This is a genomic window from Streptomyces sp. DSM 120436 (assembly GCF_055778765.1).
Map to the genome: position 1 here is coordinate 1353391 of NZ_JBSKBS010000001.1, position 24933 is coordinate 1378323.

23 protein-coding genes and 1 tRNA gene are annotated in these 24933 nt (G+C 72.1%); 11 read left to right on the plus strand and 13 right to left on the minus strand.

Annotated elements, in window-relative coordinates; all coding sequences use genetic code 11:
• Positions 1-759, plus strand: a complete 759-nt coding sequence (locus tag ACWH4W_RS06205; protein WP_473074798.1) for a class E sortase — start codon at positions 1-3, stop codon at positions 757-759.
• A gap of 93 nt (positions 760-852) precedes the next feature.
• On the opposite strand, the gene pknB is transcribed toward ACWH4W_RS06205, so the two are convergent.
• The 6 genes from pknB to ACWH4W_RS06235 all read right to left on the minus strand — a co-directional run bounded on the left by pknB (position 853) and on the right by ACWH4W_RS06235 (position 8963).
• Positions 853-2811: a Stk1 family PASTA domain-containing Ser/Thr kinase gene (pknB, locus tag ACWH4W_RS06210; protein WP_473074799.1), complete on the minus strand. Its 1959-nt coding sequence runs from the start codon at positions 2809-2811 to the stop codon at positions 853-855.
• Between the two features lie 170 nt (positions 2812-2981).
• The gene (locus ACWH4W_RS06215; protein WP_473074800.1) at positions 2982-4457 is read right to left on the minus strand and encodes a peptidoglycan D,D-transpeptidase FtsI family protein; all 1476 of its coding nucleotides are present in this window, start codon (positions 4455-4457) and stop codon (positions 2982-2984) included.
• A complete protein-coding gene (locus ACWH4W_RS06220) occupies positions 4454-5902 on the minus strand; it encodes an FtsW/RodA/SpoVE family cell cycle protein (RefSeq protein WP_473074801.1) in 1449 nt (482 codons plus the stop codon). Before ACWH4W_RS06220 ends, ACWH4W_RS06215 begins: the two co-directional genes overlap by 4 nt.
• A gap of 27 nt (positions 5903-5929) precedes the next feature.
• A complete protein-coding gene (locus tag ACWH4W_RS06225; RefSeq protein WP_473077428.1) occupies positions 5930-7474 on the minus strand; it encodes a Stp1/IreP family PP2C-type Ser/Thr phosphatase in 1545 nt (514 codons plus the stop codon).
• A 132-nt stretch (positions 7475-7606) separates the two neighbouring features.
• Positions 7607-8113: an FHA domain-containing protein FhaB/FipA gene (locus ACWH4W_RS06230; RefSeq protein WP_473074802.1), complete on the minus strand. Its 507-nt coding sequence runs from the start codon at positions 8111-8113 to the stop codon at positions 7607-7609.
• 10 nt (positions 8114-8123) lie between these two features.
• Positions 8124-8963, minus strand: a complete 840-nt coding sequence (locus ACWH4W_RS06235) for an FhaA domain-containing protein (RefSeq protein ID WP_473074803.1) — start codon at positions 8961-8963, stop codon at positions 8124-8126.
• 626 nt (positions 8964-9589) lie between these two features.
• On the opposite strand from ACWH4W_RS06235, the gene ACWH4W_RS06240 reads away from it, so the two are divergent.
• From ACWH4W_RS06240 to ACWH4W_RS06255, 4 genes are all read left to right on the plus strand, one after another.
• Positions 9590-9673: transfer RNA gene (locus tag ACWH4W_RS06240), tRNA-Leu, on the plus strand.
• A gap of 378 nt (positions 9674-10051) precedes the next feature.
• The gene (locus tag ACWH4W_RS06245; RefSeq protein WP_473074804.1) at positions 10052-11512 is read left to right on the plus strand and encodes a DUF2252 domain-containing protein; all 1461 of its coding nucleotides are present in this window, start codon (positions 10052-10054) and stop codon (positions 11510-11512) included.
• An 84-nt stretch (positions 11513-11596) separates the two neighbouring features.
• Positions 11597-12436: a J domain-containing protein gene (locus ACWH4W_RS06250; RefSeq protein ID WP_473074805.1), complete on the plus strand. Its 840-nt coding sequence runs from the start codon at positions 11597-11599 to the stop codon at positions 12434-12436.
• 55 nt (positions 12437-12491) lie between these two features.
• Positions 12492-12821, plus strand: coding sequence for a rhodanese-like domain-containing protein (locus ACWH4W_RS06255; protein ID WP_106413363.1), 330 nt, complete (start codon positions 12492-12494; stop codon positions 12819-12821).
• A gap of 97 nt (positions 12822-12918) precedes the next feature.
• On the opposite strand, the gene paaE is transcribed toward ACWH4W_RS06255, so the two are convergent.
• From paaE to paaA, 5 genes are read right to left on the minus strand one after another with little or no spacing between them, the layout of a single operon-like run.
• Positions 12919-13980, minus strand: coding sequence for a 1,2-phenylacetyl-CoA epoxidase subunit PaaE (gene paaE, locus ACWH4W_RS06260; RefSeq protein WP_473074806.1), 1062 nt, complete (start codon positions 13978-13980; stop codon positions 12919-12921).
• Positions 13980-14519 carry a 1,2-phenylacetyl-CoA epoxidase subunit PaaD gene (gene paaD, locus ACWH4W_RS06265; RefSeq protein ID WP_473074807.1) on the minus strand — a complete coding sequence of 180 codons (540 nt, stop codon included), beginning with the start codon at positions 14517-14519 and terminating at the stop codon, positions 13980-13982. The genes paaE and paaD overlap by 1 nt, the downstream gene beginning before the upstream one ends.
• Entirely contained in the window at positions 14513-15250 is a 738-nt protein-coding gene (paaC, locus tag ACWH4W_RS06270; protein ID WP_473074808.1) for a 1,2-phenylacetyl-CoA epoxidase subunit PaaC, read from the minus strand. The genes paaD and paaC overlap by 7 nt, the downstream gene beginning before the upstream one ends.
• On the minus strand, positions 15247-15534 hold the full coding sequence (paaB, locus tag ACWH4W_RS06275; RefSeq protein ID WP_024886305.1) for a 1,2-phenylacetyl-CoA epoxidase subunit PaaB: 288 nt from the start codon (positions 15532-15534) through the stop codon (positions 15247-15249). Before paaB ends, paaC begins: the two co-directional genes overlap by 4 nt.
• Positions 15531-16547, minus strand: coding sequence for a 1,2-phenylacetyl-CoA epoxidase subunit PaaA (gene paaA, locus ACWH4W_RS06280; RefSeq protein WP_473074809.1), 1017 nt, complete (start codon positions 16545-16547; stop codon positions 15531-15533). The genes paaB and paaA overlap by 4 nt, the downstream gene beginning before the upstream one ends.
• A gap of 313 nt (positions 16548-16860) precedes the next feature.
• On the opposite strand from paaA, the gene ACWH4W_RS06285 reads away from it, so the two are divergent.
• The 3 genes from ACWH4W_RS06285 to ACWH4W_RS06295 are packed head-to-tail and all read left to right on the plus strand — an operon-like array spanning position 16861 to position 19887.
• Positions 16861-17850, plus strand: a complete 990-nt coding sequence (locus tag ACWH4W_RS06285; RefSeq protein ID WP_473074810.1) for a DUF5819 family protein — start codon at positions 16861-16863, stop codon at positions 17848-17850.
• A complete protein-coding gene (locus ACWH4W_RS06290) occupies positions 17847-19091 on the plus strand; it encodes an HTTM domain-containing protein (RefSeq protein WP_473074811.1) in 1245 nt (414 codons plus the stop codon). The genes ACWH4W_RS06285 and ACWH4W_RS06290 overlap by 4 nt, the downstream gene beginning before the upstream one ends.
• A gap of 10 nt (positions 19092-19101) precedes the next feature.
• Positions 19102-19887 carry a TrmH family RNA methyltransferase gene (locus ACWH4W_RS06295; RefSeq protein WP_473074812.1) on the plus strand — a complete coding sequence of 262 codons (786 nt, stop codon included), beginning with the start codon at positions 19102-19104 and terminating at the stop codon, positions 19885-19887.
• A gap of 6 nt (positions 19888-19893) precedes the next feature.
• On the opposite strand, the gene paaN is transcribed toward ACWH4W_RS06295, so the two are convergent.
• Positions 19894-21585, minus strand: coding sequence for a phenylacetic acid degradation protein PaaN (paaN, locus tag ACWH4W_RS06300; protein ID WP_473074813.1), 1692 nt, complete (start codon positions 21583-21585; stop codon positions 19894-19896).
• Positions 21586-21746: 161 nt separating this feature from the next.
• Between paaN and ACWH4W_RS06305 the strand changes: the two genes are divergently transcribed.
• From ACWH4W_RS06305 to ACWH4W_RS06315, 3 genes are all read left to right on the plus strand, one after another.
• Positions 21747-23261 carry a 3-hydroxyacyl-CoA dehydrogenase gene (locus ACWH4W_RS06305; protein ID WP_473074814.1) on the plus strand — a complete coding sequence of 505 codons (1515 nt, stop codon included), beginning with the start codon at positions 21747-21749 and terminating at the stop codon, positions 23259-23261.
• Complete coding sequence (locus tag ACWH4W_RS06310; protein ID WP_473074815.1) at positions 23258-23860, plus strand: TetR/AcrR family transcriptional regulator; 603 nt, start codon at positions 23258-23260, stop codon at positions 23858-23860. Before ACWH4W_RS06305 ends, ACWH4W_RS06310 begins: the two co-directional genes overlap by 4 nt.
• Positions 23861-24089: 229 nt before the next feature.
• Positions 24090-24386, plus strand: a complete 297-nt coding sequence (locus ACWH4W_RS06315; RefSeq protein ID WP_473074816.1) for a hypothetical protein — start codon at positions 24090-24092, stop codon at positions 24384-24386.
• Positions 24387-24401: 15 nt separating this feature from the next.
• Here ACWH4W_RS06315 and ACWH4W_RS06320 read toward each other — a convergent pair whose 3' ends face one another.
• Positions 24402-24887 (minus strand): Lrp/AsnC family transcriptional regulator, encoded by a 486-nt coding sequence (locus ACWH4W_RS06320; protein WP_106413353.1) that lies wholly within the window; start codon positions 24885-24887, stop codon positions 24402-24404.
• Positions 24888-24933: the final 46 nt, after the last annotated feature.

The following is a 24933-nucleotide window of genomic DNA, read 5'->3' on the forward strand; positions in this document are numbered from 1 at the left end:
GTGGCAGCGACCGCCGACGACACCGCACAGCACACGCACGCGTCCCCGCCGCCCCGGGAGCGTCGCCGTCCGGGACCGGTGGCCATGGTGATCGGCTTCTTCGGGGAGCTGCTCATCACCGCGGGCGTGGTGCTCGGCCTGTTCGTCGTCTACTCGTTGTGGTGGACGAACGTCGTCGCGGACCGTGCCGCGGACCAGCAGGCGGACGAGGTCCGCGACTCCTGGGCACAGGAGTCCGACGGCGGCGGACGCGACGAACCCGCCGTGTACGACAGCAAGGACGGCATCGGCTTCCTGCACGTGCCCACGATGAGCGACGACGACATCCTCGTCGAGAAGGGCACGTCGATGAAGGTCCTCAACGACGGCGTGGCCGGCTACTACACCGACCCCGTGAAGGCGACGCTGCCGACGTCCGGCAAGAAGGGCAACTTCTCCCTCGCCGCCCACCGGGACGGCCACGGCGCCAAGTTCCACGGCATCCACAAGATCAAGAAGGGCGACCCGATCGTCTTCGAGACGAAGGACACGTGGTTCGTCTACAAGGTCTACGGCATCCTCCCGGAGACCTCGAAGTACAACGTCGGCGTCCTCGCCAAGGTCCCCGAGGGGTCCGGCCGGAAGAAGGCCGGCCACTACATCACGCTGACGACCTGCACGCCGGTCTACACCAGCAAGTACCGCTACATCGTCTGGGGCGAACTGGTCCGCAAGGAGAAGGTGGACGAGGACCGGACTCCGCCGGAGGAACTGCGCTGAGCCCGGCGCCCCGCGCCTGTCACCTGGAACAGCAAGGAGCCCCGGCCCCTCCGAAGGGGGGACCGGGGCTCCTGTCGTGCGGGGACCCGCGGGTCAGTCGCCGCCGCCGCCGCCACCGCCGATCGTGATCAGGGTCACTGCGGTGCCCTTGTCCACCTGGCTGTCCTGGGGCGGGTTGGACGTGAGGACGCGTGCGTTGGGGTCCTTGGGGCCGAAGACGTCGGCGAGGGAGAGTCCCGCATCCTGGAGCATGCGCTGGGCGTCCTCGAGCCTCTGGTTGTTGACCTTGGGCACGGCCACCTTCTCGACTTCCTTCGCCTTGCCGATGAAGATCTCCACCGCGGTGCCCTTGGAGACCTGGGTGTTCGGCGGGATCGACGTGCGGATGACCTTGCCGACCAGGTTCGGGTCGTCGGTCTCCTCCTCGACACAGGTGCCGGTGAGGTTGTTCGGCCCCATCTGGGCCAGGGCCTCGTCACACGTCTTGTTGATGACGTTCGGGACCGTGGCCTTCTCCTCGGCCTTGGCGACGGTGAGGGTGACGGTCGTGCCCTTCTCCACCTCTTCACCGAGATCCGGCTTCTGCTCGATGACCGTGCCCGGCTCCTCGCCGCTGATCTCTTCCTCGACCTCGACGGCGAACTCGTACTTCTCGCCCTCGAGTTCGGCCTTGGCGTCCTCGAGGCTGTCGCCGATCACACTCGGCACCGCGACCTTCGGCGCACCGGTGGAGACCACCAGGTTGACAGTGTCCCCCTTCTCCACCTCGGTCCCGGCCTCCGGGTCCTGGTCGCAGATGTTGCCCTTGGCCTGGTTCTCGCAGGGCTTCTCCGTGAAGCTCAGCTGCAATTCGCTGTTGGCGGCGCGTTTCTCGGCGTCCGCCCTGGTCTCGCCGATGAAGTTGGGGGTCGCGACGACGCTGTTGTCCACTCCGTCACCGCTCATCACCCAGCGGCCGATCAAGATGGCGCCGATCAGGACCAGGACGCCCGCCACGACCAGCAGTATCGTGCTGGTGTTGTTCTTCTTCGGCGGGCGGCGCCGGCTCTGGCGGTCGTCGTAGCCGTAGCCGCCGTCGTCCGGGTTCATGGGCGGCAGCATCGAGGTGGCGCCCGCACCCGGGCCGGCGTCCGAGCGCAGCGCCGTCGTCGGCTGGTCGTCCGGGTAGCCGCCGTAGCCGGCGGCGCCCATGGCGGCGGTCGCCGCGACGGGCTGGCCGTCGAGGCAGGCCTCGATGTCGGCGCGCATCTCGTCGGCCGACTGGTAGCGGTAGTCGGGGTCCTTGACGAGCGCCTTCAGCACGATCGCGTCCATCTCGGGCGTGATCTCGGGGTCGAAGACGCTCGGCGGCTGCGGCTCCTCCCGGACGTGCTGGTAGGCGACCGCGACCGGAGAGTCGCCGACGAACGGCGGCCGGACGGTGAGGAGTTCGTACAGCAGGCAGCCGGTGGAGTACAGGTCGGACCGGGCGTCCACCTGCTCGCCCTTGGCCTGTTCCGGGGAGAGGTACTGGGCGGTGCCGATGACGGCGGCGGTCTGGGTCATCGTCATGCCGGCGTCGCCCATGGCGCGGGCGATGCCGAAGTCCATGACCTTGACCTGGCCGTTGCGCGTCAGCATGACGTTCGCGGGCTTGATGTCGCGGTGGACGATGCCGGCCCGGTGGGAGTACTCGAGTGCCTGGAGGATGCCGATGGTCATCTCCAGCGTCCGCTCCGGAAGGAGCTTGCGACCGCTGTGCAGCAGCTCACGGAGGGTGGAACCGTCGACGTACTCCATGACGATGTACGGGATGGAGACCCCGTCGATGTAGTCCTCGCCCGTGTCGTAGACCGCGACGATCGCGGGATGGTTGAGCGAGGCGGCCGACTGGGCCTCCCGGCGGAACCGGGCCTGGAAGGACGGGTCACGCGCGAGATCGGCGCGCAGCGTCTTCACTGCCACGGTGCGGCCGAGACGGGTGTCGTGGGCGAGGTAGACCTCCGCCATTCCACCACGGCCGAGCACCTGGCCCAGTTCGTACCGGCCGCCGAGGCGACGCGGCTCTTCCATAGCTACCTACCAGCCCTCTCCGTCGGTCCCGACCGGCACCCTTGTGCGATCGGAGGCTGCGTTCCGGGCCTACCGTACCCGGCTCTTTTTCTGTGGCCCTGGCAAAGTGCGTCAGCCGATACCGGACCGGTACCGCAACGTGCACCGATGTGAAGCGGACGTGACCGGGGTCACTGCTTGCTCTTGAGGACCGCCTCCATCACGTTCTTCGCGATCGGAGCGGCGAGACCACCACCGGAGATGTCACCCCGCACCGCGTTCTCGTCCTCGATGACGACCGCCACGGCGACGGGCGAGCTGCCGTCCTCCGCCTTGGCGTAGGAGATGAACCATGCGTAGGGGTTCTTGCTGTTGTTCTCACCGTGCTGGGCGGTACCGGTCTTGCCGCCGACCGTGACGCCGTCGATCTTTGCGTTGCCGCCGGTGCCGTCGTTGACGACCGTCTCCATCATCGACTGGAGGATCTGGGCGTTCTTCGCCGACATCGGCTCGCTCAGCTTCTCCGGGTCCGTCTTCTCGACGGTGTCCAGGCTGGGCGTCTGGAGCTCGTCGACCATGTAGGGCTTCATCAGGGTGCCGTTGTTGGCGACGGCGGCGGCGACCATGGCCATCTGCAGCGGGGTCGCCGCGGTGTTGAACTGGCCGATGGAGGAGAGCGCGACCTCCGACGGCTCCATGTCCTTGTCGAACACGGAGGCGTTGGCGCGCACCGGCGTGAAGTGCTCCTGGCCGAAGCCGAACTTCTCGGCGGTCTCCAGCATCTTGTCGTTGCCGATCTCGGTGCCGAGCTTGCCGAAGACGGTGTTGCAGGACACGCGCAGCGCCTCACGGAGGCTGGCGTCCTTGCAGGGCAGGTCGCCGTCGTTCTTCAGCTCGGTCGTGGTGCCCTTCATGATGTACGGCAGCGGGGTGTCGGTCTTCTGTTCCGCGTCCTCGACCTTGCCGTGCTCCAGCGCGGCCGCCGCCGTGACGACCTTGAAGGTCGAGCCGGGCGGGTACACCTCGCGCAGCGCCCGGTTGAGCATCGGGTCGTCCGGGTTGTTCTTCTTCTGCAGCTTCTGCCACGCCTTGGCGTCCGTCTCGAGGCTGTTGCCGGCGATCGTGGACGGGTCGTACGACGGGTAGGAGGCCAGCGCGAGGATCTTGCCGGTGGTCGGCTCCAGGGCGACGACGGAACCCTTGCCGCCCTGCTTCTTGAGGCCCTGGTAGGCGGCCTTCTGGGCGGCGCCGCTGAGGGTGGTGACGACGTTGCCGCCCTGCTTCTTCTCGCCCGTCAGCATGTCGAGCGTGTTGCGGAAGAAGAGACGGTCGTCGTTGCCGGTGAGGATGCCGTCCTCGATGGCCTCCAGCTGGGTGGCGCCGAAGGCCTGGGAGACGTAACCGGTGACCGGCGCCCACATGGCGCCGTCCTTGTACGTGCGCTTGTACGCGAAGTCGCCGCCGGTCGCCTTGTGGCCGGTGATGGGCTCGCCGTCGACGATGATGTCGCCGCGCGGTGTGGCGTACCGCTCGATCGCCACGCGGCGGTTCTTCTCGTCCGTCCGCAGCTTGTCGGCCTGGGCGTACTGGATCCAGTTGTCCCTGATGAGCAGGGCGAGCATGAGCAGGCCGCAGAAGATGGCGACCCGGCGCAGGGGCTTGTTCACGGGCGGACCACCTGGGTCATCTCGGCGTCGGGGTGGGAGGCGGGGGCGGGCGCCGGACGGCGGGCGGTGTCGCTGATCCTGAGCAGGATGCCGATCAGCGCCCAGTTGGCGATCACGGAGGAACCTCCGTACGCCAGGAAGGGCATCGTCATACCGGTCAGCGGGATGAGGCCCATGACGCCGCCGGCCACGACGAAGACCTGGAGGGCGAAGGCCCCGGAGAGGCCGATGGCGAGCAGCTTGCCGAACGGGTCGCGGGCGGCGAGGGCGGTCCGCACGCCCCGCTCCACGATCAGCGCGTAGAGCAGCAGCAGCGCCATGACGCCGGCCAGGCCCAGCTCCTCGCCGAAGGTGGCGAGGATGAAGTCGGAGTTGGCGGCGAAGCCGATGAGGTCGGAGTGGCCCTGGCCCCAGCCCGAGCCGAGGGTGCCGCCGGAGCCGAACGCCCACAGCGCCTGCATGGCCTGCTCGGAGTGGACGATGCCGTCCTGGACGCCGGCGCGGCTGAGCTCGAACTCGCGCATCGGGTCCAGCCAGGCCTGCACGCGCGTCTGGATGTGCGGCTCGAAGCTTGCCACGCCGACGGCGCCGGCCGCGGACATCAGCAGACCGAACACGATCCAGCTGGTCCGCTCGGTGGCGACGTACAGCATGATCACGAACATGCCGAAGAACAGCAGCGAGGTACCGAGGTCGGTCTCGAAGATCAGGATCAGGATGGAGATGATCCAGACCACGATGATCGGGCCGAGGTCACGGCCGCGGGGCAGGTAGAGGCCCATGAAGCGGCGGCTGGCGAGGGCCAGGGCGTCGCGCTTGACCATCAGGTAGCCCGCGAAGAAGACCGCGAGGACGATCTTGGCGAACTCACCGGGCTGAAGCGTGCCGAGACCCGGGATCTTGATCCAGATCTTGGCGCCGAAGACGTTGTGGCCGAGACCCGGGACCAGGGGCAGGAGCAGCAGCACCAGCGCGCCGGCCATCGAGATGTAGGTGTAGCGCTGCAGGACGCGGTGGTCCTTGAGGAAGAACAGCACGGCCACGAAGAAGGCCACACCGATCGCCGAGTACATCAGCTGCCGCGGCGCCGCCTCCACGAAGGTCCGGCTCGCCTGCAGCCTCTCGGACTGGTCCAGGCGCCAGATGGCGACCAGGCCCAGGCCGTTGAGCAGCGTGGCGAGCGGCAGCATCAGCGGGTCCGCGTACGGGGCGAACTTGCGTACGGCGAGATGGCCCAGGCCCGCCATCAGACCGAGTCCCAGGCCGTAGCTCAGCAGCCCGGCGGGCACCTGGTCGTCGAGGGCGAGTCCCACGTTGGCGTAGGCGAAGACCGGGATGACGACGGCGAACACCAGCAGCGCGAGCTCGGTGTTGCGGCGGCTGGGCGCGCCGATGGCACCGATCGTGGACGTGTGCTGCGTCGACGGGTTGGTAGTACTGCTCATCGTGTGACAGGGCCTCTCACGGCTTGCCTACTGCTTACCGCACAGCGAGACGACCTTCTGCTCTTCCTCCGAGAGGCTGGGGCCGGGGCTGGTAGTGGGTGCGGTCGTGGACGGGGGCGTGGACTGCTCCGGTGCCTTCGCCGGGCCCGAGGGGTTCGGCGTCGGCGATGCCTTGGACGCGAAGGAGGCGGGGGTGGTTCCCGTGGTGCCCCCGGCCTCGCCCTCACCGGTGCGCGCGTTCCTCTCGCCGGCGGCGGCGCGCCGCTCGGCCTGCTTCTTGCACGCGGAGGCCTGGACGGCCAGTTCCTCGATCTTCTCCCGCGCGCCGTACAGATCGCCCTCGACGATGGTCGCCTCGACCTGCTTGCGCTGGTAGGGCGGCAGGTACTTGAGTTCGATCTCGGGGTGATCCTTCTCGACCTTCGACAGGGACACCCAGGCCAGGTCCTGGTTGATGCCCCGGTACAGCGCGACGTGCTCGCCCTTGGCGCCGACGTAGTACTGCGTCTGCGTCCAGCGCCAGCCGCCGTACAGTCCGGCGCCGATGACGGCGAGCGCGAGCAGGCCGTACGCGGACCTCTTGAGCCACCGGCGGTTCTTGGCGGGCTTGACGAAGTCGTCGTCGCCGTAGTCGAAGCCGTCGGTCTGGATGAAACCGGTGACGTCGCCGCTGCCGGGCGGGCCGAACTCGCCGCCCCCGCCGCCCCCGCCGCGCCGCCGCCCGAGGCCGGAGGCGCGGCCCGCGGGCGTCTGCATGATGCCGTTGTCCTGCGGCTGGTTCTGGTTCTCCGCGACGGCGCCGACCACGACCGGGGCGTCGGAGAGCTGCCCGGCCAGGGTGTCCCCGGTGTCCAGGTCGAGGACGTCGGCGACGATCACGGTGATGTTGTCGGGCCCGCCGCCGCGCAGCGCCAGCTCGATCAGGTTCTGGACGGTCTCCTCGGGGCCCTGGTAGCTGGCCAGGGCCTCCTCGAGGGTCTGGTGGGAGACCACGCCGGACAGGCCGTCGGAGCAGATCAGGTAGCGGTCGCCGGCCCGCACCTCGCGGATGGAGAGGTCGGGTTCGACGTGCTCGCCGCTGCCCAGGGCCCGCATCAGCAGGGACCGCTGCGGGTGGGTGGTGGCCTCCTCCTCGGTGATCCGGCCCTCGTCCACCAGACGCTGCACCCAGGTGTGGTCCTGGGTGATCTGGGTGAGGACGCCGTCGCGCAGGAGGTAGGCGCGGGAGTCGCCGACGTGCACCATGCCCAGGCGCTGACCGGTCCACAGCAGCGCGGTCAGGGTGGTGCCCATGCCCTCGAGCTGGGGGTCCTCCTCGACCATCATGCGCAGCTGGTCGTTGGCCCGCTGGACGGCCGTGCCGAGGGAGGTGAGCAGGTCGGAGCCGGGCACGTCGTCGTCGAGGGCGACGATGGTGGAGATCGCCTCGGAGGAGGCGACCTCACCGGCGGCGGCGCCGCCCATGCCGTCGGCGATGGCGAGCAGGCGGGGACCGGCGTAACCGGAGTCCTCGTTGCCCTCCCGGATCATGCCTTTGTGCGATCCGGCGGCGAAGCGCAGGGACAGACTCATGCGCACCTCGCCCGTCGGCTCCGGGTACAGCCGGTCGTGTCGAGCCACACTGCCCACCCTCCGGTCGGGAGCGCGCCGGGACCCTGGGTGAGGACCCGCACCGCGTGCTCGCTCCGCTCGCTCATTCTCGTACTACTTCCGCAGCTCGATGACGGTCTTGCCGATGCGGATCGGTGCGCCCAGCGCGATCGGCGTGGGGGTCGTCAGCCGGGTCCGGTCCAGGTAGGTGCCGTTGGTGGAGTTCAGGTCCTCGACGATCCACTGCCCGTCGCGGTCCGGGTAGATCCTGGCATGGCGGCTGGAGGCGTAGTCGTCGTCCAGCACGATCGTGCTGTCGTGCGCCCGGCCCAGGGTGATGGTCTGGCCCTGGAGGGCGACGGTGGTGCCGGTCAGGGTGCCCTCGGTCACGACCAGCTTGGTGGGGGTGTTGCGGCCGCGGCGGCCGCCGCCGGCCTGCTGGCGCTGCTGGGGCGGCGCCTGGCGGGCCGCCTGCTGCCGGCCGGTCTCGCGCCGGGCTCCGCGCTGGGTGACGCGAGTGCCGAACAGATCACTCCGGATGACCTGCACGGCCACGATCACGAACAGCCACAGAACGGCCAGGAAACCCAGCCGCATGACCGTGAGGGTCAGCTCTGACATTGCCCCCGCTTCACCCTTCGGCTTGCCTATAGATAACGGTGGTGCTGCCCACGACGATCCGCGAGCCGTCGCGGAGCGTAGCGCGGGTGGTGTGCTGCCCGTCCACCACGATGCCGTTGGTGGAGCCGAGATCCTGGATCGTCGAGGGCGTTCCGGTCCGGATCTCGCAGTGCCGGCGCGAGACGCCGGGGTCGTCGATCCGCACGTCGGCCTCGGTGCTGCGGCCCATCACCAGGGTGGGGCGGGAGATCTGGTGGCGGGTGCCGTTGATCTCGATCCAGTAGCGGGTGCGGCCGCCGGGCACGGGACCGGGGGCCGCGGCCGGCGGGTAGCCGTAACCGCCGGGCCGGCCGGGCGGCGGCGCGACGGGCATGGGCGGGGCGCCCGCAGGGGCGGCCGGCGGGTAGCCATAGCCTCCGGGGCGGCCGGCGGGCGGAGCGGGAGCGGGAGCGCCGGGGGCCGCCGCCTGGCTGGCGGAGGAGGCGAGCGTGCGGCTGCGCACGCGGTACAGGCCGGTGTCGAGGTCCTCGGCCTTCTCCAGGTGCACCTTGATCGGGCCCATGAAGGTGTAGCGCTGCTGCTTGGCGTAGTCGCGGACCATGCCGGCGAGCTCGTCGCCGAGCTGGCCGGAGTACGGGCTCAGGCGCTCGAAGTCCGGGGTGCTCAGTTCGACGATGAAGTCGTTGGGGACGACGGTGCGGTCGCGGTTCCAGATGGTGGCGTTGTTGTCGCACTCCCGCTGGAGCGCACCGGCGATCTCCACGGGCTGGACCTCGGACTTGAACACCTTGGCGAAGGTGCCGTTGACCAGACCTTCGAGACGCTGCTCGAACTTCTTCAGGACTCCCATGGGGCACCTCCTCCGTCGCTGCCGTCCTGTGTACTGCCCCGTGCACCGTTGTGTGCACCGCTTACCTGGTACTGCTTACTGATCGTATCCACGCGCCGCCCGATCGGCTGGTTCCCCCTGCCCGCCCGGCCGCCGGGTGTCGACGCCTGACGAAGTTCCCTCCGAGGCTCCTCTTCGAACTCCGTCGGCCGTGGTGGTGCCCGTCGTTCTGCCATGGATCGTAGAGGGGGCCACAGACCAGTGTCCCGCACCCTGCGGCGGACTCCGTCCCCCTCTGGGGGAGACGGCCGGTACCGGTACGAGGTTGATACGTGAGGCGGTCACGGCTGCGGCACGGGTGGGCGTCCGGCGCGGGCCGGCAGGGGGGCCGTGGGCGGCGGAGGCACGGAGGGCGCGGAGGGCGCGGAGGGGGCGTACAGAGGGAGAAAGGAACGGCCGCGGGTTTTCCGCGGCCGGGTGTGAACGGAACGCCGGAGAGACGCCCGGAAGGGGTGGTGACGGCGTCGTTCCCGGTCGGAGGCGGTCCGCGCAGAAGGGATGTGAATCCACCCCGGACAGCGTGCTAATGTTCTCGATGTCGGAAGGCGCCAGGCCCCAGGGGGCAAGGACCGGAAGGCACACCCAATGCGCGGGTGGCGGAATAGGCAGACGCGCTGGATTCAGGTTCCAGTGCCCGAAAGGGCGTGGGGGTTCAACTCCCCCCTCGCGCACACCGTCGAACGGGCGGCATCCATCGGATGCCGCCCGTTTCGCATGTCCGGACCCGGTGGGGGCGGGGTGGGCGTGTGAGGAACATCTCATGATCGAATCGGGTGCGCAGGGGCGGCAAGAGGGGTGATCTCCGGTCGTAACGGGCCGTGGGGGTGTGGGCCGAGTCGCGCGCCGGGGGCGGGCGACCGGGCGTGGTCGAACGGCGGGCGGGCCGGCCGTGCGGGGCGTTCGTCCACGGTTGTCCACAAGGCGTGCGCTGTCCACAAGGCGTGCGCTGTCCACAGGGCTGACGCCCGCGCCCCCACCGGCTGTACGGTCGGCTCGATCGATGACGACACGTGTGCACCGCACACCTGTGCAGGGGAGAGGCGGTCGGGATGAGCGACGCCCGAGCCGGAGGGGCCGACGTGGCCGCCGGGGAGCCCGGGGCCCCGGCCGGGGAGACCGGGACCGGACGGCGGCTGCCGCAGGTGCCGGGATTCGGCCGCCGGCCCGCCGCGGGCAACCCCAGGCGGGAGGGCAAGACACTGCGCGGACGGGTGCCCCGGAGCGCCCACGCCGCCCTCGTCCCGGACGCCTCCCGGCCCGACGCCGTGACCGCCGTCGAGGAGTCCAGCCGCGGCCGGCTGCCCGGGCTGACGCCCCTCCGCGTCGGCCGCATGGCCGCCACCCCGTTCGCCTTCCTGCGCGGCTCGGCGGGACTCATGGCCCACGATCTGGCCCGCACGCCGGTGACCGGCATCGGCGCCCAGATCTGCGGCGACGCCCACGCGGCCAACTTCGGCCTCTACGGCGACGCCCGCGGCGGCCTGGTCATCGACCTCAACGACTTCGACGAGACCGTGCACGGTCCCTGGGAGTGGGACCTCAAGCGGCTCGCCGCCTCCCTCGTGCTCGCCGGGCGGGAGGCCGGCGCTGACGAGGACGTGTGCCGTGCGGCCGCCCAGGACGCGGTGGGCGCCTACCGCCGCACCATGCGCCTCCTGGCCAAGCTGCCGGCGCTGGACGCGTGGAACGCCATCGCGGACGAGGAGCTGGTCTCCCACGCGGACGCGCACGACCTCGTCGGCACCCTGGAGCGGGTCTCCGAGAAGGCCCGCGTCAACACCAGCGGCCGTTTCGCCGCCAGGTCCACCGAGCGCACCGAGGACGGCGGACGCCGCTTCGTCGACGCGCCGCCCGTGCTCCGCCGCGTCCCGGACTCCGAGGCGGCCGCCGTCGCCGCGTCCCTGGAGCAGTACCTCGGCACGCTCCCGGCCGACCGCCACCCCCTGCTCGCCCGGTACGCGGTGCACGACGTGGCGTTCCGCGTCGTCGGCACCGGCAGCGTCGGCACCCGCTCCTACGTCGTGCTGCTGCTCGACCATCGGGGCGAGCCGCTCGTGCTCCAGGTGAAGGAGGCCCGCCCCTCCGCCCTGATGCCGCACCTCCCGGCCGCCGGTTTCGACGCCCGGGACGCGGAACACGAGGGACGCCGGGTGGTCGAGGGCCAGAAGCGGATGCAGGTGATAAGCGACAGCCTGCTGGGCTGGACCACCGTCGACGGCCGTCCGTACCAGGTGCGGCAGTTCCGCAACCGCAAGGGCAGCGTGGACCCGGCCGCGCTGGCCGCCGACCAGATCGACGACTACGCCCGCATGACCGGGGCCCTGCTGGCCCGCGCCCACAGCCACAGCGCCGACCCCCGCCTCGTCGCCGGGTACTGCGGAAAGAACGACGAACTGGACGAGGCGGTCGCCGCGTTCGCCGTCGCCTACGCCGACCGCACCGAGGCGGACCACACGGATCTGGTGGTGGCGGTGCGCACCGGCCGGATCGCCGCGGAGACGGGGATCTGAGGCGGTCCGCCCCAGGACGGCCCGGCCCGGGCGCACGCCCCGGCGACGGGACGTGCGCCCCCGCAGGTGGCCTACGCTGTCCGGGTGACGACCCCGGAAGGTGACCAGGGAGAAGGCGCCGGCGCGCAGCGTACGCCCGCCGACGGTGGCGCGACGCGGCCCGAGGAGCGGCTGGAACAGGCCGTGCGGGCGGCGGAGAAGGCGCTGATCGAGTTCGAGATCGCCGTGGAGACGTTCCGCGTCGAGGTCGAGAACTTCTCCCGGCTGCACGAGCAGAAGCTGGGCCCCGTGTACGCCCGCCTCGAGGAGCTGGACGCCCGGATCCTCGAGGCCAGGGCGGCCCGCAGCGACGACCCCGAGGACCGGCGGCGGGCCGACGAGGCGCGCGCCCGGCTGGTGCCGATCCCCGGCGTCGAGGAGCTGATGAACGGCTGGATGGACGGGGACGGCCTGTTCCCCGAGGCCACCGCCATGCTCACGGACCGGCCGGTGCGGCCCCCGGAGCGGGTGCGGCCCAGCGAGGAGGCCCGCAAGCTCTACCGCGAGCTCGCCCGCAAGGCCCACCCCGACCTGGCGCAGGAGGACAAGGAGCGCGCCCGCCGCGAGGAGTTCATCACCCGGGTCAACGCCGCCTACGCCCGTGGCAACGCGGAGGAGCTGCGCGAGCTCGCCGAGGAGTGGGCCGCGGGACCGGAGCTGAAGCGCGCCCCGAGCCCGGCGGAAGAGCTCTACGCCCGCCTGGAGTGGCTCTCCCAGCGCAAGGAACTGCTCACGCTGGTCGCCAGGAACCTGGAGGAGAGCGCCATCGGTTCCATGCTGCGGCTGGCGCCCGACGACCCCGACCAGCTCCTCGAGGACATCGCCGCGCGGCTGCGGGCCCAGGTGGCCGAGCGCGAGGCGGAGCTGGCGGCGCTGCGGGACTGAAACCGGGTGTGCCCCGGGGTCCGGTAGCGTCGGGTGCATGAGTTTTGGAGCTGGTGTGCCCACGGTCCAGGTCGGCGATCTCAAGGACGGCGACTTCCTGCTGGACGTCCGTGAGGACGACGAATGGAAGGCCGGTCACGCCGAAGGCGCGCTGCACATCCCCGTCAGCGAGTTCGTCGCCCGCTACGGCGAGCTGACCGAGGCCGCCCCGCAGGACGGCCGGATCCATGTGATCTGCCGCTCCGGCGGACGGTCGGCCCAGGTCACCATGTACCTGGCCCAGCAGGGCATCGACGCCGTGAACGTGGACGGCGGGATGCAGGTGTGGGAGGCCGCGGGGCGTCCCGTCGTCACCGACGACGGGCAACCGGGGCACGTGCTCTAGCGGTCGCCCAGGACGCCCCGAGAAGTGTCCGAGCCCGCCGGTCCCGCCCCGCGGGACGGGACCGGCGGGCTCAGCCGTCCCAGTGGTCTCGGACGGGTCAGCGGTCGAAGTCGAGTTCCACCTTCTCCGTCACCGGGTGCGACTGGCAGGCCAGGACGTATCCCGCCTCCGTCTCCTCCGGCTCCAGGGCGAAGTTGCGGTCCATGCGCACCTCGCCGGAGACCAGGAACGCCCGGCAGGTGCCGCACACGCCGCCCTTGCAGGCGTAGGGCGCGTCGGGACGGTTGCGCAGCACCGCGTTCAGCAAGGACTCGCCGGCCTGGACGGGCCAGGTGCCGCCGCGTCCGTCGAGCCGTGCCGTGACCGTGCTGTGCGCGGGGGCGGCCGAGGCGGCGGCCGGGGCGGGCGGTCCGGAGTCCACGTGGAAGATCTCCTGGTGGATGCGGGAGCGGGGGACGCCCAGCCCGCGCAGCGCCCGGTCGGCGCCCTCCACCAGCCCGTACGGTCCGCACAGGAACCAGCCGTCCACCTGGTCCACCGGCAGCAGCGCCGGGAGCAGTGCGGTCAGCCGCTCCCGGTCCAGCCGCCCGGACGGCAGTCCCGCCTGCTGCTCCTCCCGGGAGAGCGCCGTCACCAGCTGGAACCGGTCGGGGTGGCGGTCCTTCAGATCGGCGACCTCTTCCAGGAACATCGTCGAGGCGGCCGTCCGGTCGCTGCGTATCAGGCAGAACCGTGCCCCCGGCTCGCGGGCCAGGAGTGTGGAGACGATCGACAGCACCGGCGTGATGCCGCTGCCGCCGACCACGGCCGCGTACAGACCGGGGGCCGGGGGGAGCGTGAAGCGTCCGGCGGGGGTCATGACCTCCAGCTCGTCGCCGAGGCCGATCTCCTTGAGCGCGTACGTGGAGAACACGCCGCCCTCCACGAACCGCACCCCGACCCGCAGGGTGCTCGGCGCCTCGCCGTCGGGGGCGGGGGAGCAGATCGAGTAGGTGCGGCGGATCTCCTCGCCGTCGGCGACGCGGCGCAGCGTGAGGTGCTGCCCGGGGAGGTGGCGGTACTCCTCGCGCAGTTCCGGGGGGACGGCGAGGGTGAGGGCGACGGAGTCGTCGGTGAGCCGGTCGACCGCGGCCACCCGGAGCCGGTGGAAGCGGGCCATCACAACTCCTTGAAGTGGTCGAACGGTTCGCGGCAGGACAGGCAGCGGCGCAGCGCCTTGCACGCGGTGGAGGAGAAACGGCTGAGCAGCTCGGTCTCGGGGGAGCCGCAGTGCGGGCAGCGCACGGGCTCCGGCCCGTCGGCGGGGCCGCTGTCGCGTGCGCGTGTGGGGCCCAGCTCGACGCGGGCGGGGCCGGGGGCGGCGCCCGTGCGGGGCGGGGCGATGCCGAACTCCCGCAGTTTGCGGCGGCCTTCGTCCGTGATGTCGTCGGTCGACCAGGCGGGGGCGAGGACCGTGCGCACGGTGACCTCGCGTACGCCGTGCTCGCGCAGCACGCGCTCTATGTCCAGGCTCATCGCCTCGACGGCCGGGCAGCCGGTGTAGGTCGGGGTCAGGTCGACCTCGACGCTGTCCGTGCCGTGCGCCCGCACCGCGCGGACCACGCCCAGCTCGCGCAGGGTCAGCACGGGCAGCTCGGGGTCGGGCACCGACCCGGCGAGCTCCAGCAGCCGCTCTTCCAGGGGCGTGGTGGTCACCATGTCGCCCCCGGGTGGCTGCGGTGCAGGTGCTGCATCTCGGCGAGCATCCGGCCGAAGGGCTCGGTGTGCAGGCCCTGGCGGCCCGCGCCGGCTCTCCAGGCCCCCGAGCGCGGCCCGTCCGGCAGCGTGAGCGTGGCGCGTCGCAGCACGTCCTCGATCACTTCCAGCCAGGTGCGCTCCAGACCGGTCCAGTCGACGTCGTCGATCCCCTCGACGGGCTGGAACATCTCGCCGGTGTAGCGCCACAGCGCGTCCACGGCCCGCTGCATCCGCGCGTGGCTCTCGTCCGTGCCGTCGCCGAGGCGCAGCGTCCACTGCTCGGCGTGGTCGCGGTGGTAGGCGGCCTCCTTGACGGCCTTGCCGGCCAGCGGGGCGAACGGGCCGTCGCCGGAGGCCAGCCGGCCGTGCAGGAGGTGCTGGTACACGGAGAAGTAGAGCTGGCGGGCGATGGTGTGGGCGAAGTCGCCGTTGGGCTGCTCCACCAGCTGGAGGTTGCGGAAGGCGCGCTCCTCGCGGAGGAAGGCCAGCTCGTCCTCGTCGCCGGCCATCGACAGCAGCACCCGGGCCTGGCCGAGCAGGTCGAGCGCGATGTTGGCGAGGGCGACCTCCTCCTCCAGCACGGGGGCGTGCCCGGCCCACTCGCCGAGGCGGTGGGAGAGCACCAGGGCGTCGTCGCCGAGGGCGAGCGCGGCGGTCGTGGGGACGGTGTCCGCGGGGGGTGTCGTGGTCACAGGTGCTGCACCCCCTCGGGGATCTCGTAGAAGGTGGGATGCCGGTAGGGCTTGTCGGCGGCCGGCTCGAAGAAGGGGTCCTTCTCGTCGGGCGAGGAGGCCGTGACGGCGGAGGACGGCACGACCCAGATGGAGACGCCCTCGCCGCGCCGGGTGTACAGATCGCGGGCGTTGCGCAGGGCCAGCTCCGCGTCCGGGGCGTGCAGGCTGCCGGCGTGGGTGTGGGACAGGCCCCGGCGCGAGCGCACGAAGACCTCCCACAGCGGCCAGTCGGTGTGGGTCATGCGCGCGTCGCTCCCGTCGTGTCGTTCCTGTGCCTGGCCGCGTGGGCCGCTGCCGCCTCCCGGACCCAGGCGCCCTCTTCGTGGGCCTTGCGGCGCCGGGACAGGCGCTGTTCGTTGCACGGGCCGTTGCCCTTGAGGACCTCCCAGAACTCCGACCAGTCGATGGCGCCGAAGTCGTAGTGCCCGCGCTCCTCGTTCCACCGCAGGTCCGGGTCGGGGAGAGTGAGGCCGAGCGACTCCGCCTGCGGGACGCAGATGTCGACGAAGCGCTGGCGCAGTTCGTCGTTGGAGTGCCGCTTGATCTTCCAGGCCATCGACTGGGCGGAGTGCTGCGACTCGTCGTCGGGCGGGCCGAACATCATCAGCGACGGCCACCACCAGCGGTCCACCGCGTCCTGCGCCATCGCGTGCTGCTCCGGCGTGCCCTTGCTGAGGGCCAGCAGCAGCTCGTACCCCTGGCGCTGGTGGAAGGACTCCTCCTTGCAGATGCGGACCATCGCGCGGGCGTACGGGCCGTAGGAGCAGCGGCACAGGGGGACCTGGTTGGTGATCGCGGCGCCGTCCACCAGCCAGCCGATGGCACCGACGTCGGCCCAGGTCAGCGTCGGGTAGTTGAAGATCGAGGAGTACTTCTGCCGGCCGGTGTGCAGCTTGTCCAGCAGCTCGTCGCGGCTCACGCCGAGGGTCTCGGCGGCGCTGTACAGATACAGTCCGTGCCCGGCCTCGTCCTGGACCTTGGCCATGAGGATGGCCTTGCGGCGCAGGGAGGGCGCACGCGTGATCCAGTTGGCCTCCGGCTGCATGCCGATGATCTCGGAGTGCGCGTGCTGGGCGATCTGCCGGACGAGCGTGGCGCGGTAGGCGTCCGGCATCCAGTCGCGCGGCTCGATCCGCTCGTCGGCGGCGACCGCCGCGTCGAAGGCGCTCTGGAGCGCGGCGGCGTCACCGGGGTCCGCCGGTGCGTCGTACGCGGTCGGACCGCCGGCCGTATCGCGGGCGGTTGCTGTCGCCATGGGGTCCCCCTCGACCTGGATGCTTTCCCTGAGCACGCTCCCGACCGATCGTTCGGTTCGTGCGATTCCATGGTGAGACGGGGGCCGCGAGGTGTCAACCGCTGTGGATAACCTGCCGGTGCCGGCCGCCGGCGCCTGCCCGGTGGCCGTATGCGGCGACCGCCACGGGGCGGAGCGCCGACGGGGCTGTGCCCGGGTGGCCGGGCTGAGTACCGTTCCGTGCGACGCGGCGGAGCGGCCGCGCCCCGCGCCGCGGGGGCTCGCGGCCGGGCGGACGCGGCGAGGGGCCGGGGAACTCGGGGATCGGGGCGGAATGGACGCGCAGGACAAGGGTTCGGACGCCCGGTACGGGCCCGCGGAGCCGGGCGCGCCGGGGTCGCGACCCCCGCTGCCCGGGCTCCCGCTGCCCGGGCCCCCGCTGTCCGGGCCCGCGGCGTCCGGGCCCGCGGCGTCGGCGGACGTACCGGACGAACCCGTCGTACCGGATGAGCTCGTCGTACCGCGGCCGCAGGTGTCACCGGAGAGTGAGGAGAGGACCGCTCGCGATCAGGTCGGCGGGCAGTCGCTGAGTGACGTCTCCGGTGAACCCGGTGCCGGGGTGGCCGGAGAGGATCAGCCCGGCGGGCAGTCGCTGAGCGAGGCTTCCGGCGAGCCCCGTACCGGAGTCGCCGCCCTCTCCCCGCGCTACCGGATCGGCGCCGTGCTCGCCCTCGCGATCGTCGCCATCGTGGTGTGCGTGCATCTCGGGATGGTGTTCCTGCACGTCGCGCCGCCGAACACGGTGAGCAGGAAGCACAGCGAGGCCATCGCCGACTGGATCTACCCGGAGTTCGAGCAGAACTGGAAGCTGTTCGCGCCGAACCCGTTGCAGCAGAACGTGTCCGTGCAGGTCAGGGCCGAGATCCGCACGCCGGACGGCGCCAGCCGCACCACCGGCTGGTACGACCTGTCGGCCCAGGACGGACGCGACATCGACGGCAACCCGGCGCCCAGCCACACCCAGCAGAACGAACTGCGCCGGGCCTGGGACTTCTACGTCTCCACGCACGACGACGACAACCGCCCGGTGGGTCTGCGCGGGGCGCTGTCCGAGACGTACCTGCGGCGGATCATGGTCATGCGCCTGGACCGGGCGGACGCGGCGGGACCGGACGGCGAGGTCGCCCGGGTCCAGGTCCGCTCGCGCACCACCGACGTGCCGCCGCCGTCGTGGAGCGAGGAGAAGGCGTCGGGCAAGACCGTGTACCGCGTGCTGCCCTGGTGGTCGCTGCCCGAGGACGAGGCCCGGGGAGGCATCGGGTGAACCGCTTCTCGCTCGCGGTCTCCCGGGCGATCGCCCGGGCCACCGACTCCGCCCTCGGCCCGTACCAGACCGCCGTGCTGCGCATCGGCTTCGGCCTCACCTGGCTGCTGTTCCTGCTGCGCGAGTACCCCCACCGGCAGGAGCTCTACGGCCCCGACAGCCCCTGGGCCTGGGACCTCGCCGCCCAGCTGGTCGCCTCGAACGACGCCTTCACCGTGCTGCTCTGGTCGGACAGCCGGATCTGGTTCGAGGCGGTCTACGCGCTGGCCGTGCTGTTCAGCCTCCTGCTGCTGCTCGGCTGGCGCACCCGCACCATGGCGGCGCTGTTCATGGTGGGTGTCCTGACGCTGCAGAACCGCAGCGTCTTCATGGGCGACGGCGGCGACAACGTCCTGCACATCATGGCGATCTACCTGGTCTTCACCCGTTGCGGCCGGGTCTGGTCCCTGGACGCGCGGCGGGCGCACCGGGCCGCCGAGGCACGCGCGCGTGGGGAGCGGCCGCGCGATCGGGTGGGCCCCGCGCTGTGGGCGGGGCTCGGCATCGTGCTGCTCCTGGGCTCGCTGGCGGGCCGGACGGACGGGGACTGGTTCATACCCGCGCTGCTGTGGACCGTGTGGCTCGGGCAGGCGGTGTGGTGGCTGGCCGGGCGGCCGGCGAGGACGGAGCAGCCGCGGATCCTGCTGGACGTCGCCGCGAACGTCGTGCACAACGGCGCGCTGCTGGTGATCATGGCGGAGACGTGCCTCATCTACGCCACGGCCGGCTGGTACAAGGTGCAGGGCTCCCGCTGGCAGGACGGCACCGCGGTCCACTACCCGCTGCACCTGGAGTACTTCTCCCCCTGGCCGTCGCTGGCGGAGCTGCTCACCGCCAGCGGCACCCTGGTGATGCTGGTGACCTATGTGACCGTCGTCGTGCAGGTCGCCTTCCCGTTCACGCTGTTCAACCGGCGGGTCAAGAACGCCCTGCTGAGCTTCATGATCCTGGAGCACGCGGTGATCGCCGTGGTGCTCGGGCTGCCCTTCTTCTCCCTGGCGATGATCGCGGCCGACGCGGTCTTCCTGCCCACGTCCTTCCTGCGCCGGACCGGCCGCCTGGCGGGACGCGCGTGGGGACGGCGGCGCCCGCGCGGGGAGGCGGCCCGGCTCCCGCCGCCGCGCCGTCCGGACGGTCCGCCCGTCAGGGGTCCGGCGCAGGCCGACCCGGCGGCCGACGGAGCGCCGGGCCCGCGCACGTAGGCTGCTCGACATGAGCGATCCCGTCCACGACCCGTCCGCCGTGTCACCGGCCGGCCCGGTGGCCGCATGGCGCCGGGCCGGCCCGGACGCGGTGCTGCTCGACGGCTTCCACGCCCTCAAGCACGCCGTGCGCTTCGGCGCCGAGGTGCTCGTCGCGCTCACCGCCGACCGGGCCGCCGCCCTGGCGCTCGCCGACGAGCTGGCCGAGGACGTGCGGGACACGCTGGCGGCGCTGCTGACGGAGGTGCCGTACGGGACGTACGCCTCGCTGGTGCCGCGTCCGCACCCCACGGCCGTCGCGGCGCTCGCCGTACGGCCGGACCGCGCGGACAACCTGACGAGGCTGGCGCACGCGCCGCGCACCGCGCCCGTGGTGGTCCTGGACCAGCCGCGCAACCTGGGCAACGCGGGGGCCGTGGTCCGGCTGGCCGCCGGCTTCGGGGCGGCCGGCGTCGTCACCACCGGGACGCTGGACCCCTGGCACCCCACCGTGGTGCGCGGCGGGGCGGGGCTGCACTTCGCCACCGCCGTGGAGCGCCTCACCGTGGACGAGCTGCCGCCCGGACCGGTCTTCGCGCTGGACCCGGAGGGCGAGGACATCCGCTCCCTGGAGCTGCCGGACGACGCGCTGCTCGCCTTCGGGTCGGAGCGCACCGGCCTCACGGCCGAGCTGCGGGAGCGGGCCGACCGTCTGGTGGCGCTGCCGATGCGCCCCCAGGTCTCCAGCTACAACCTCGCGACCAGTGTGGCCATGACGCTGTACCACTGGAGCGCCACCGGGGGCGCACCCTCCTGAGGCGGCTCACGCCTCCCGGCGCACCTCGACCACCCGGAAGCGGTTGGCGACGAAGGCGCCGTCGCACAGGGCCGCGTTGGCCGCCGGGTTGCCGCCGGAGCCGTGGAAGTCGGAGAAGGCGGCCGTCTGGTTGACGTAGACCCCGCCGGTGAGGTTCAGCGAGAGCTGGGCGGCCTCCTCCAGGCAGACCTCCCGCACGGCCTCCTCGACCTCCGGGGAGGTCGTGTACGCGCCGACGGTCATCGCGCCCTTCTCCCGGACCGTGCGCCGCAGCAGCTCCGTCGCGTCGGCGGCGGAGTCGACGGCGACCACGAAGGAGACCGGGCCGAAGCACTCGCTCAGGTAGGCGGCCTCGGCGTCCGGCTTGGAGCCGTCCAGCTTCACGATCACCGGCGTGCGCACCACCGCGCCCGGGAACTCCGGGTGGGTGATCTCGCGGGAGGCGAGCGCGACCTCGCCGAGCTCGGCGGCGGCCTCCAGGCGGGCCTTGACGTCCGGGTTGACGATCGCGCCCAGCAGGGCGTTGGCGCGGGCGTCGTCACCCAGCAGACCGTCGACCGCCCCGGCCAGGTCGGCGGCGACCTCGTCGAAGGACTTGGGGCCCTGGTCGGTGGTGATGCCGTCGCGGGGGACCAGCAGGTTCTGCGGGGTGGTGCACATCTGGCCGCTGTACAGGGACAGGGAGAACGCCAGGTTGGACAGCATCCCCCGGTAGTCGTCGGTCGACTCCACGACGACCGTGTTGACGCCGGCCTTCTCCGTGTACACCTGCGCCTGGCGCGCGTTGCTCTCCAGCCAGTCGCCGAACTCGGTGGAGCCGGTGTAGTCGATGATCCGGATCTCCGGGCGCGTGGCGAGCGTCTTGGCGATGCCCTCGCCGGGCCGCTCGGCGGCCAGCGCGACCAGGTTGGGGTCGAAGCCGGCCTCGGTGAGCACCTGGCGGGCGGCCTGGACGGTGAGCGCGAGCGGCAGCACCGCGCGCGGATGCGGCTTGACCAGGACCGCGTTGCCCGTGGCCAGGGAGGCGAACAGGCCCGGGTAGCCGTTCCACGTCGGGAAGGTGTTGCAGCCGATGACCAGGCCGATGCCGCGCGGGACCGGGACGAAGCTCTTGGTGAGGACGAGCGGGTCGCGCTTGCCCTGCGGCTTGGTCCACTCCGCGGTGCCGGGCGTGCGCACCTGCTCCGCGTACGCGTAGGCCACCGCCTCCATGCCGCGGTCCTGCGCGTGCGGGCCGCCGGCCTGGAACGCCATCATGAACGCCTGGCCGGAGGTGTGCATGACCGCCTGGGCGAACTCCATGGTCCGGTCGCTGATCCGCCGGAGGATCTCCAGGCAGACCACCGCGCGGGTCTCCGCGCCCGCGTCCCGCCAGGCGCGCATCCCGGCCTTCATGGCGGGCAGCAGCACGTCCGGGTCCGCGTGCGGGTAGCTCGTGCCCAGCTCGACGCCGTACGGGGAGGTCTCGCCGTCCACCCAGCCGTCCGTGCCGGGCTGGTCCAGGTCGATGCGGGTGCCGAGCAGGGCGTCGAAGGCGGCCTTGCCCGCGGCCATGTCCAGGCTGCCGTCCTCCCCGTACGCCTTCGGGTGCTCGGGGTGGGGGGACCAGTACGCGCGCGTGCGGATCGCTTCCAGGGCCCGGTCCAGGGTGGGACGGTGGCGGGCGATCAGCTCGGGCGCGGTGAGTTCGGCGGCCATGGGGGACCAACTCCTCGTCTCAGGAACTCTTCGTCGAGCTCTTGGACCTGTGCGGAAACGTAGTCAGGAACGGGCGGTCAGAGTTAGAGTAACCGAACGATCGGTCGGGACAAGGGGGTCCGCCGCATCTGTGGAAAACACCGTGCGGGAGGATCGCGCACATGACAGCACTCGACCTCAGCAGTCCCGTGGCCGTGGTCGGCACCGGCACCATGGGGCAGGGAATCGCCCAGGTCGCGCTGGTCGCGGGCCACCCCGTGCGGCTGTACGACGCCGCCCCGGGCCAGGCCCGCAAGGCCGCCGACGCGATCGGCGCCCGGCTCGACCGCCTGGTGGAGAAGGAGCGCCTCACCGCGGACGAGCGGGACGCGGCCCGCGCCCGCCTGACCTCCGTGGACGACCTGTCCGGCCTCGCCGGCTGCTCCCTCGTCGTCGAGGCGGTCGTGGAGCGCCTCGACGTCAAGCAGGAGCTGTTCCGGGCGCTGGAGGACGCCGTCGCCGACGACTGCCTCCTCGCCACCAACACCTCCTCCCTGTCGGTCACCGCGATCGGCGGCGCGCTGCGCGTCCCCGGCCGCTTCGTCGGCCTGCACTTCTTCAACCCGGCGCCGCTGCTGCCGCTCGTCGAGGTCGTCTCCGGCTTCGCCACCGACGTCGCCTCCGCCACGCGCGCGTACGAGACGGCCCGCGCCTGGGGGAAGACGCCGGTCGCGTGCGCCGACACCCCCGGCTTCATCGTCAACCGCATCGCGCGCCCCTTCTACGCCGAGGCCTTCGCGGTGTACGAGTCGCAGGGCGCCGACCCGGCCACCATCGACGCGGTGCTGCGCGAGTCGGGCGGCTTCCGGATGGGCGCCTTCGAGCTGACCGACCTCATCGGGCAGGACGTCAACGAGTCCGTGACGCACTCGGTGTGGCAGGCCTTCTTCCAGGACGTGCGCTTCCAGCCGTCCCTGGCGCAGCGCCGGCTGGTCGAGTCCGGCCGCCTCGGCCGCAAGACCGGCCGCGGCTGGTACGACCACCGGGAGGGCGCCGAGCGCCCCGAGCCGCACACCGCCGAGCCGGCCGAGCCGCCCGCGTACGTCGTCGCCGAGGGCGGCCTCGGGCCCGCGGCGGAGCTGCTCGACCTGATCCGCGGGGCGGGCATCGAGGTGCGCGAGGCCGAGGAGGACAACGGCACCCGCCTGGTGCTGCCGAGCGGCGGCCAGCTGGTCCTGGCCGACGGACAGACCTCCGCGGAGTTCCGCGACGTCGTCTACTTCGACCTGGCGCTGGACTACCGCAGGGCCACGCGCATCGCCCTGTCCCACGCCGCGCACACCTCCGCCGCCACCGTGGCCCAGGCCACCGGGCTGTTCCAGGCGCTCGGCAAGAAGGTGAGCGTCATCGGGGACGTCCCCGGGATGATCGTCGCGCGGACGGTGGCCCGGATCATCGACCTCGCCGCCGACGCGGTCGCCAAGGGCGTCGCCACCGAGGAGGACGTAGACACCGCGATGCGGCTCGGTGTGAACTACCCCCTCGGACCGTTCGAGTGGAGCCGCCGCCTCGGCCGCGGCTGGGCCGAATCCCTGCTGGACGACCTGCACGAGGTCGACCCGTCCGGCAGGTACGCGCCGTCCCTCGCGCTCTACCGGTACGCGTACGCCGCCGACCGGCCGGAGGACACCCCATGACCACCGCCAGGCGGGACACCTACACCCCGGAGACGCTGCTGTCGGTGGCGGTCCAGGTGTTCAACGAACGCGGCTACGACGGCACGTCCATGGAGCACCTCTCCAAGGCCGCCGGCATCTCCAAGTCGTCGATCTACCACCACGTGGCCGGCAAGGAGGAACTGCTGCGCCGCGCGGTGAGCCGGGCGCTGGACGGTCTCTTCGGGATCCTCGAGGAGGAGCACGCCCGCGTGGGGCGCGCCGCCGAGCGCCTGGAGTACGTCGTACGGCGCATGGTCGAGGTGCTGATCGCCGAACTGCCCTACGTGACGCTGCTGCTGAGGGTGCGCGGCAACACGGACACCGAGCGCTGGGCGCTGGAGCGGCGGCGCGAGTTCGACCACCGGGTGGCCGAGCTGCTGAAGGCCGCGGCGGCCGACGGGGACGTGCGGGAGGACATAGAGGTGCGGCTGGTGACCCGCCTGGTCTTCGGCATGATCAACTCCATCGTGGAGTGGTACCGGCCGGACGGGCGCGGCATGAACGAGCGCGAGGTGGCCGACGCGGTGGCGCAGCTCGCCTTCGGAGGGCTGCGCAAGGCGGGCGACGGCCGCGGGTGAGGACCGCGCCGGTGGACGACCGGTGGGGAGCGGACGGCCGGTCCCCTGCGCCCGCTGCCGATGGAGACGTCCTTCCGGAAGCTGCCGGACGGCCGGCACGAGGTCCTGGTACGGCGTGACAGAGGGCCGGACGTCCGGCTCCCCGCCCCGCCCGCCGGACCGTGCATGCCGTACGGTCTGGTCCGTGCGGTGAGGGGACCGCGCCCGGCGGCGAGGCTTCCGGCATGCGGTGGCACGCGGCGCCGCCTTCCAGGGCTTCGAGGTCGTCACCCCGAGCCGTCACCGCCGGTCCGGGACGAAGGTGCTCCGCCGGGACGGTGCTGCGGCGACGGACGCCGAGCCGCGCGTGGCCCGGGCCTGCCGGGCGTGGAGCGGCCTGCCCACCGAGGGCCGCGGTGCCGGGCCGGCGCCGCTCGACGCGGACGCGCCGGCCAGGACCGGACCGCGGCTGGACGCCGCCGCGAAGCGCTGGACCGCCGTGCCGGTCGGCGGGGAGCTGCTCCGGCGCTGGGGAGTGGACGGCTGACGGCTGTCGTCCGGGTCACCACTGCGGCTCCAGGTCCTCCTCCTCGAACACCAGCAGCGTGCGGGTGCTGAGCACCTCGGGAATGGCCTGGATCCGGGTCAGCACCAGCTCGCGCAGTGCCCGGTTGTCCGGCGTGTGCACCAGCAGCAGCACGTCGAAGTCCCCGCCCACCAGGGCGATGTGGGAGGCGCCGGGGAGCTGCCTGAGCTGCTCGCGCACCGTGCGCCAGGTGTTCTGCACGATCTTCAGCGTGATGTAGGCCGATGTGCCGTGGCCGGCGCGTTCGTGGTCGACGCGGGCGCCGAAACCCCGGATGACGCCGTCCTCCACGAGCCGGTTGATCCGCGCGTAGGCGTTCGCCCGGGAGACGTGCACCCGCTCGGCGACCGACCGTACCGACGCGCGGCCGTCCGCCTGCAGCATCCGCAGGATGTCCTGGTCGATCGCGTCGAGAGGCCGTGCCGGCGGCAGTGGCCCCGTCCCCTCCTGGCCCTCGGCCATTTGTTCAGATGCCACCCGCCCCCACCTCTCAGCCGTGGACGTCCTG

What these genes read in the sequence shown, in the direction of transcription:
- pknB (WP_473074799.1), bottom strand. Translation starts at nt 2,811, where the DNA reads ATGGAAGAGCCGCGTCGCCTCGGCGGCCGGTACGAACTGGGCCAGGTG.
- ACWH4W_RS06220 (WP_473074801.1), bottom strand. Translation starts at nt 5,902, where the DNA reads ATGAGCAGTACTACCAACCCGTCGACGCAGCACACGTCCACGATCGGT.
- ACWH4W_RS06225 (WP_473077428.1), bottom strand. Translation starts at nt 7,474, where the DNA reads ATGAGTCTGTCCCTGCGCTTCGCCGCCGGATCGCACAAAGGCATGATC.
- ACWH4W_RS06230 (WP_473074802.1), bottom strand. Translation starts at nt 8,113, where the DNA reads ATGTCAGAGCTGACCCTCACGGTCATGCGGCTGGGTTTCCTGGCCGTT.
- ACWH4W_RS06235 (WP_473074803.1), bottom strand. Translation starts at nt 8,963, where the DNA reads ATGGGAGTCCTGAAGAAGTTCGAGCAGCGTCTCGAAGGTCTGGTCAAC.
- ACWH4W_RS06245 (WP_473074804.1), top strand. Translation starts at nt 10,052, where the DNA reads ATGAGCGACGCCCGAGCCGGAGGGGCCGACGTGGCCGCCGGGGAGCCC.
- paaE (WP_473074806.1), bottom strand. Translation starts at nt 13,980, where the DNA reads ATGGCCCGCTTCCACCGGCTCCGGGTGGCCGCGGTCGACCGGCTCACC.
- paaD (WP_473074807.1), bottom strand. Translation starts at nt 14,519, where the DNA reads ATGGTGACCACCACGCCCCTGGAAGAGCGGCTGCTGGAGCTCGCCGGG.
- paaB (WP_024886305.1), bottom strand. Translation starts at nt 15,534, where the DNA reads ATGACCCACACCGACTGGCCGCTGTGGGAGGTCTTCGTGCGCTCGCGC.
- paaA (WP_473074809.1), bottom strand. Translation starts at nt 16,547, where the DNA reads ATGGCGACAGCAACCGCCCGCGATACGGCCGGCGGTCCGACCGCGTAC.
- ACWH4W_RS06285 (WP_473074810.1), top strand. Translation starts at nt 16,861, where the DNA reads ATGGACGCGCAGGACAAGGGTTCGGACGCCCGGTACGGGCCCGCGGAG.
- ACWH4W_RS06295 (WP_473074812.1), top strand. Translation starts at nt 19,102, where the DNA reads ATGAGCGATCCCGTCCACGACCCGTCCGCCGTGTCACCGGCCGGCCCG.
- paaN (WP_473074813.1), bottom strand. Translation starts at nt 21,585, where the DNA reads ATGGCCGCCGAACTCACCGCGCCCGAGCTGATCGCCCGCCACCGTCCC.
- ACWH4W_RS06305 (WP_473074814.1), top strand. Translation starts at nt 21,747, where the DNA reads ATGACAGCACTCGACCTCAGCAGTCCCGTGGCCGTGGTCGGCACCGGC.
- ACWH4W_RS06310 (WP_473074815.1), top strand. Translation starts at nt 23,258, where the DNA reads ATGACCACCGCCAGGCGGGACACCTACACCCCGGAGACGCTGCTGTCG.
- ACWH4W_RS06320 (WP_106413353.1), bottom strand. Translation starts at nt 24,887, where the DNA reads ATGGCCGAGGGCCAGGAGGGGACGGGGCCACTGCCGCCGGCACGGCCT.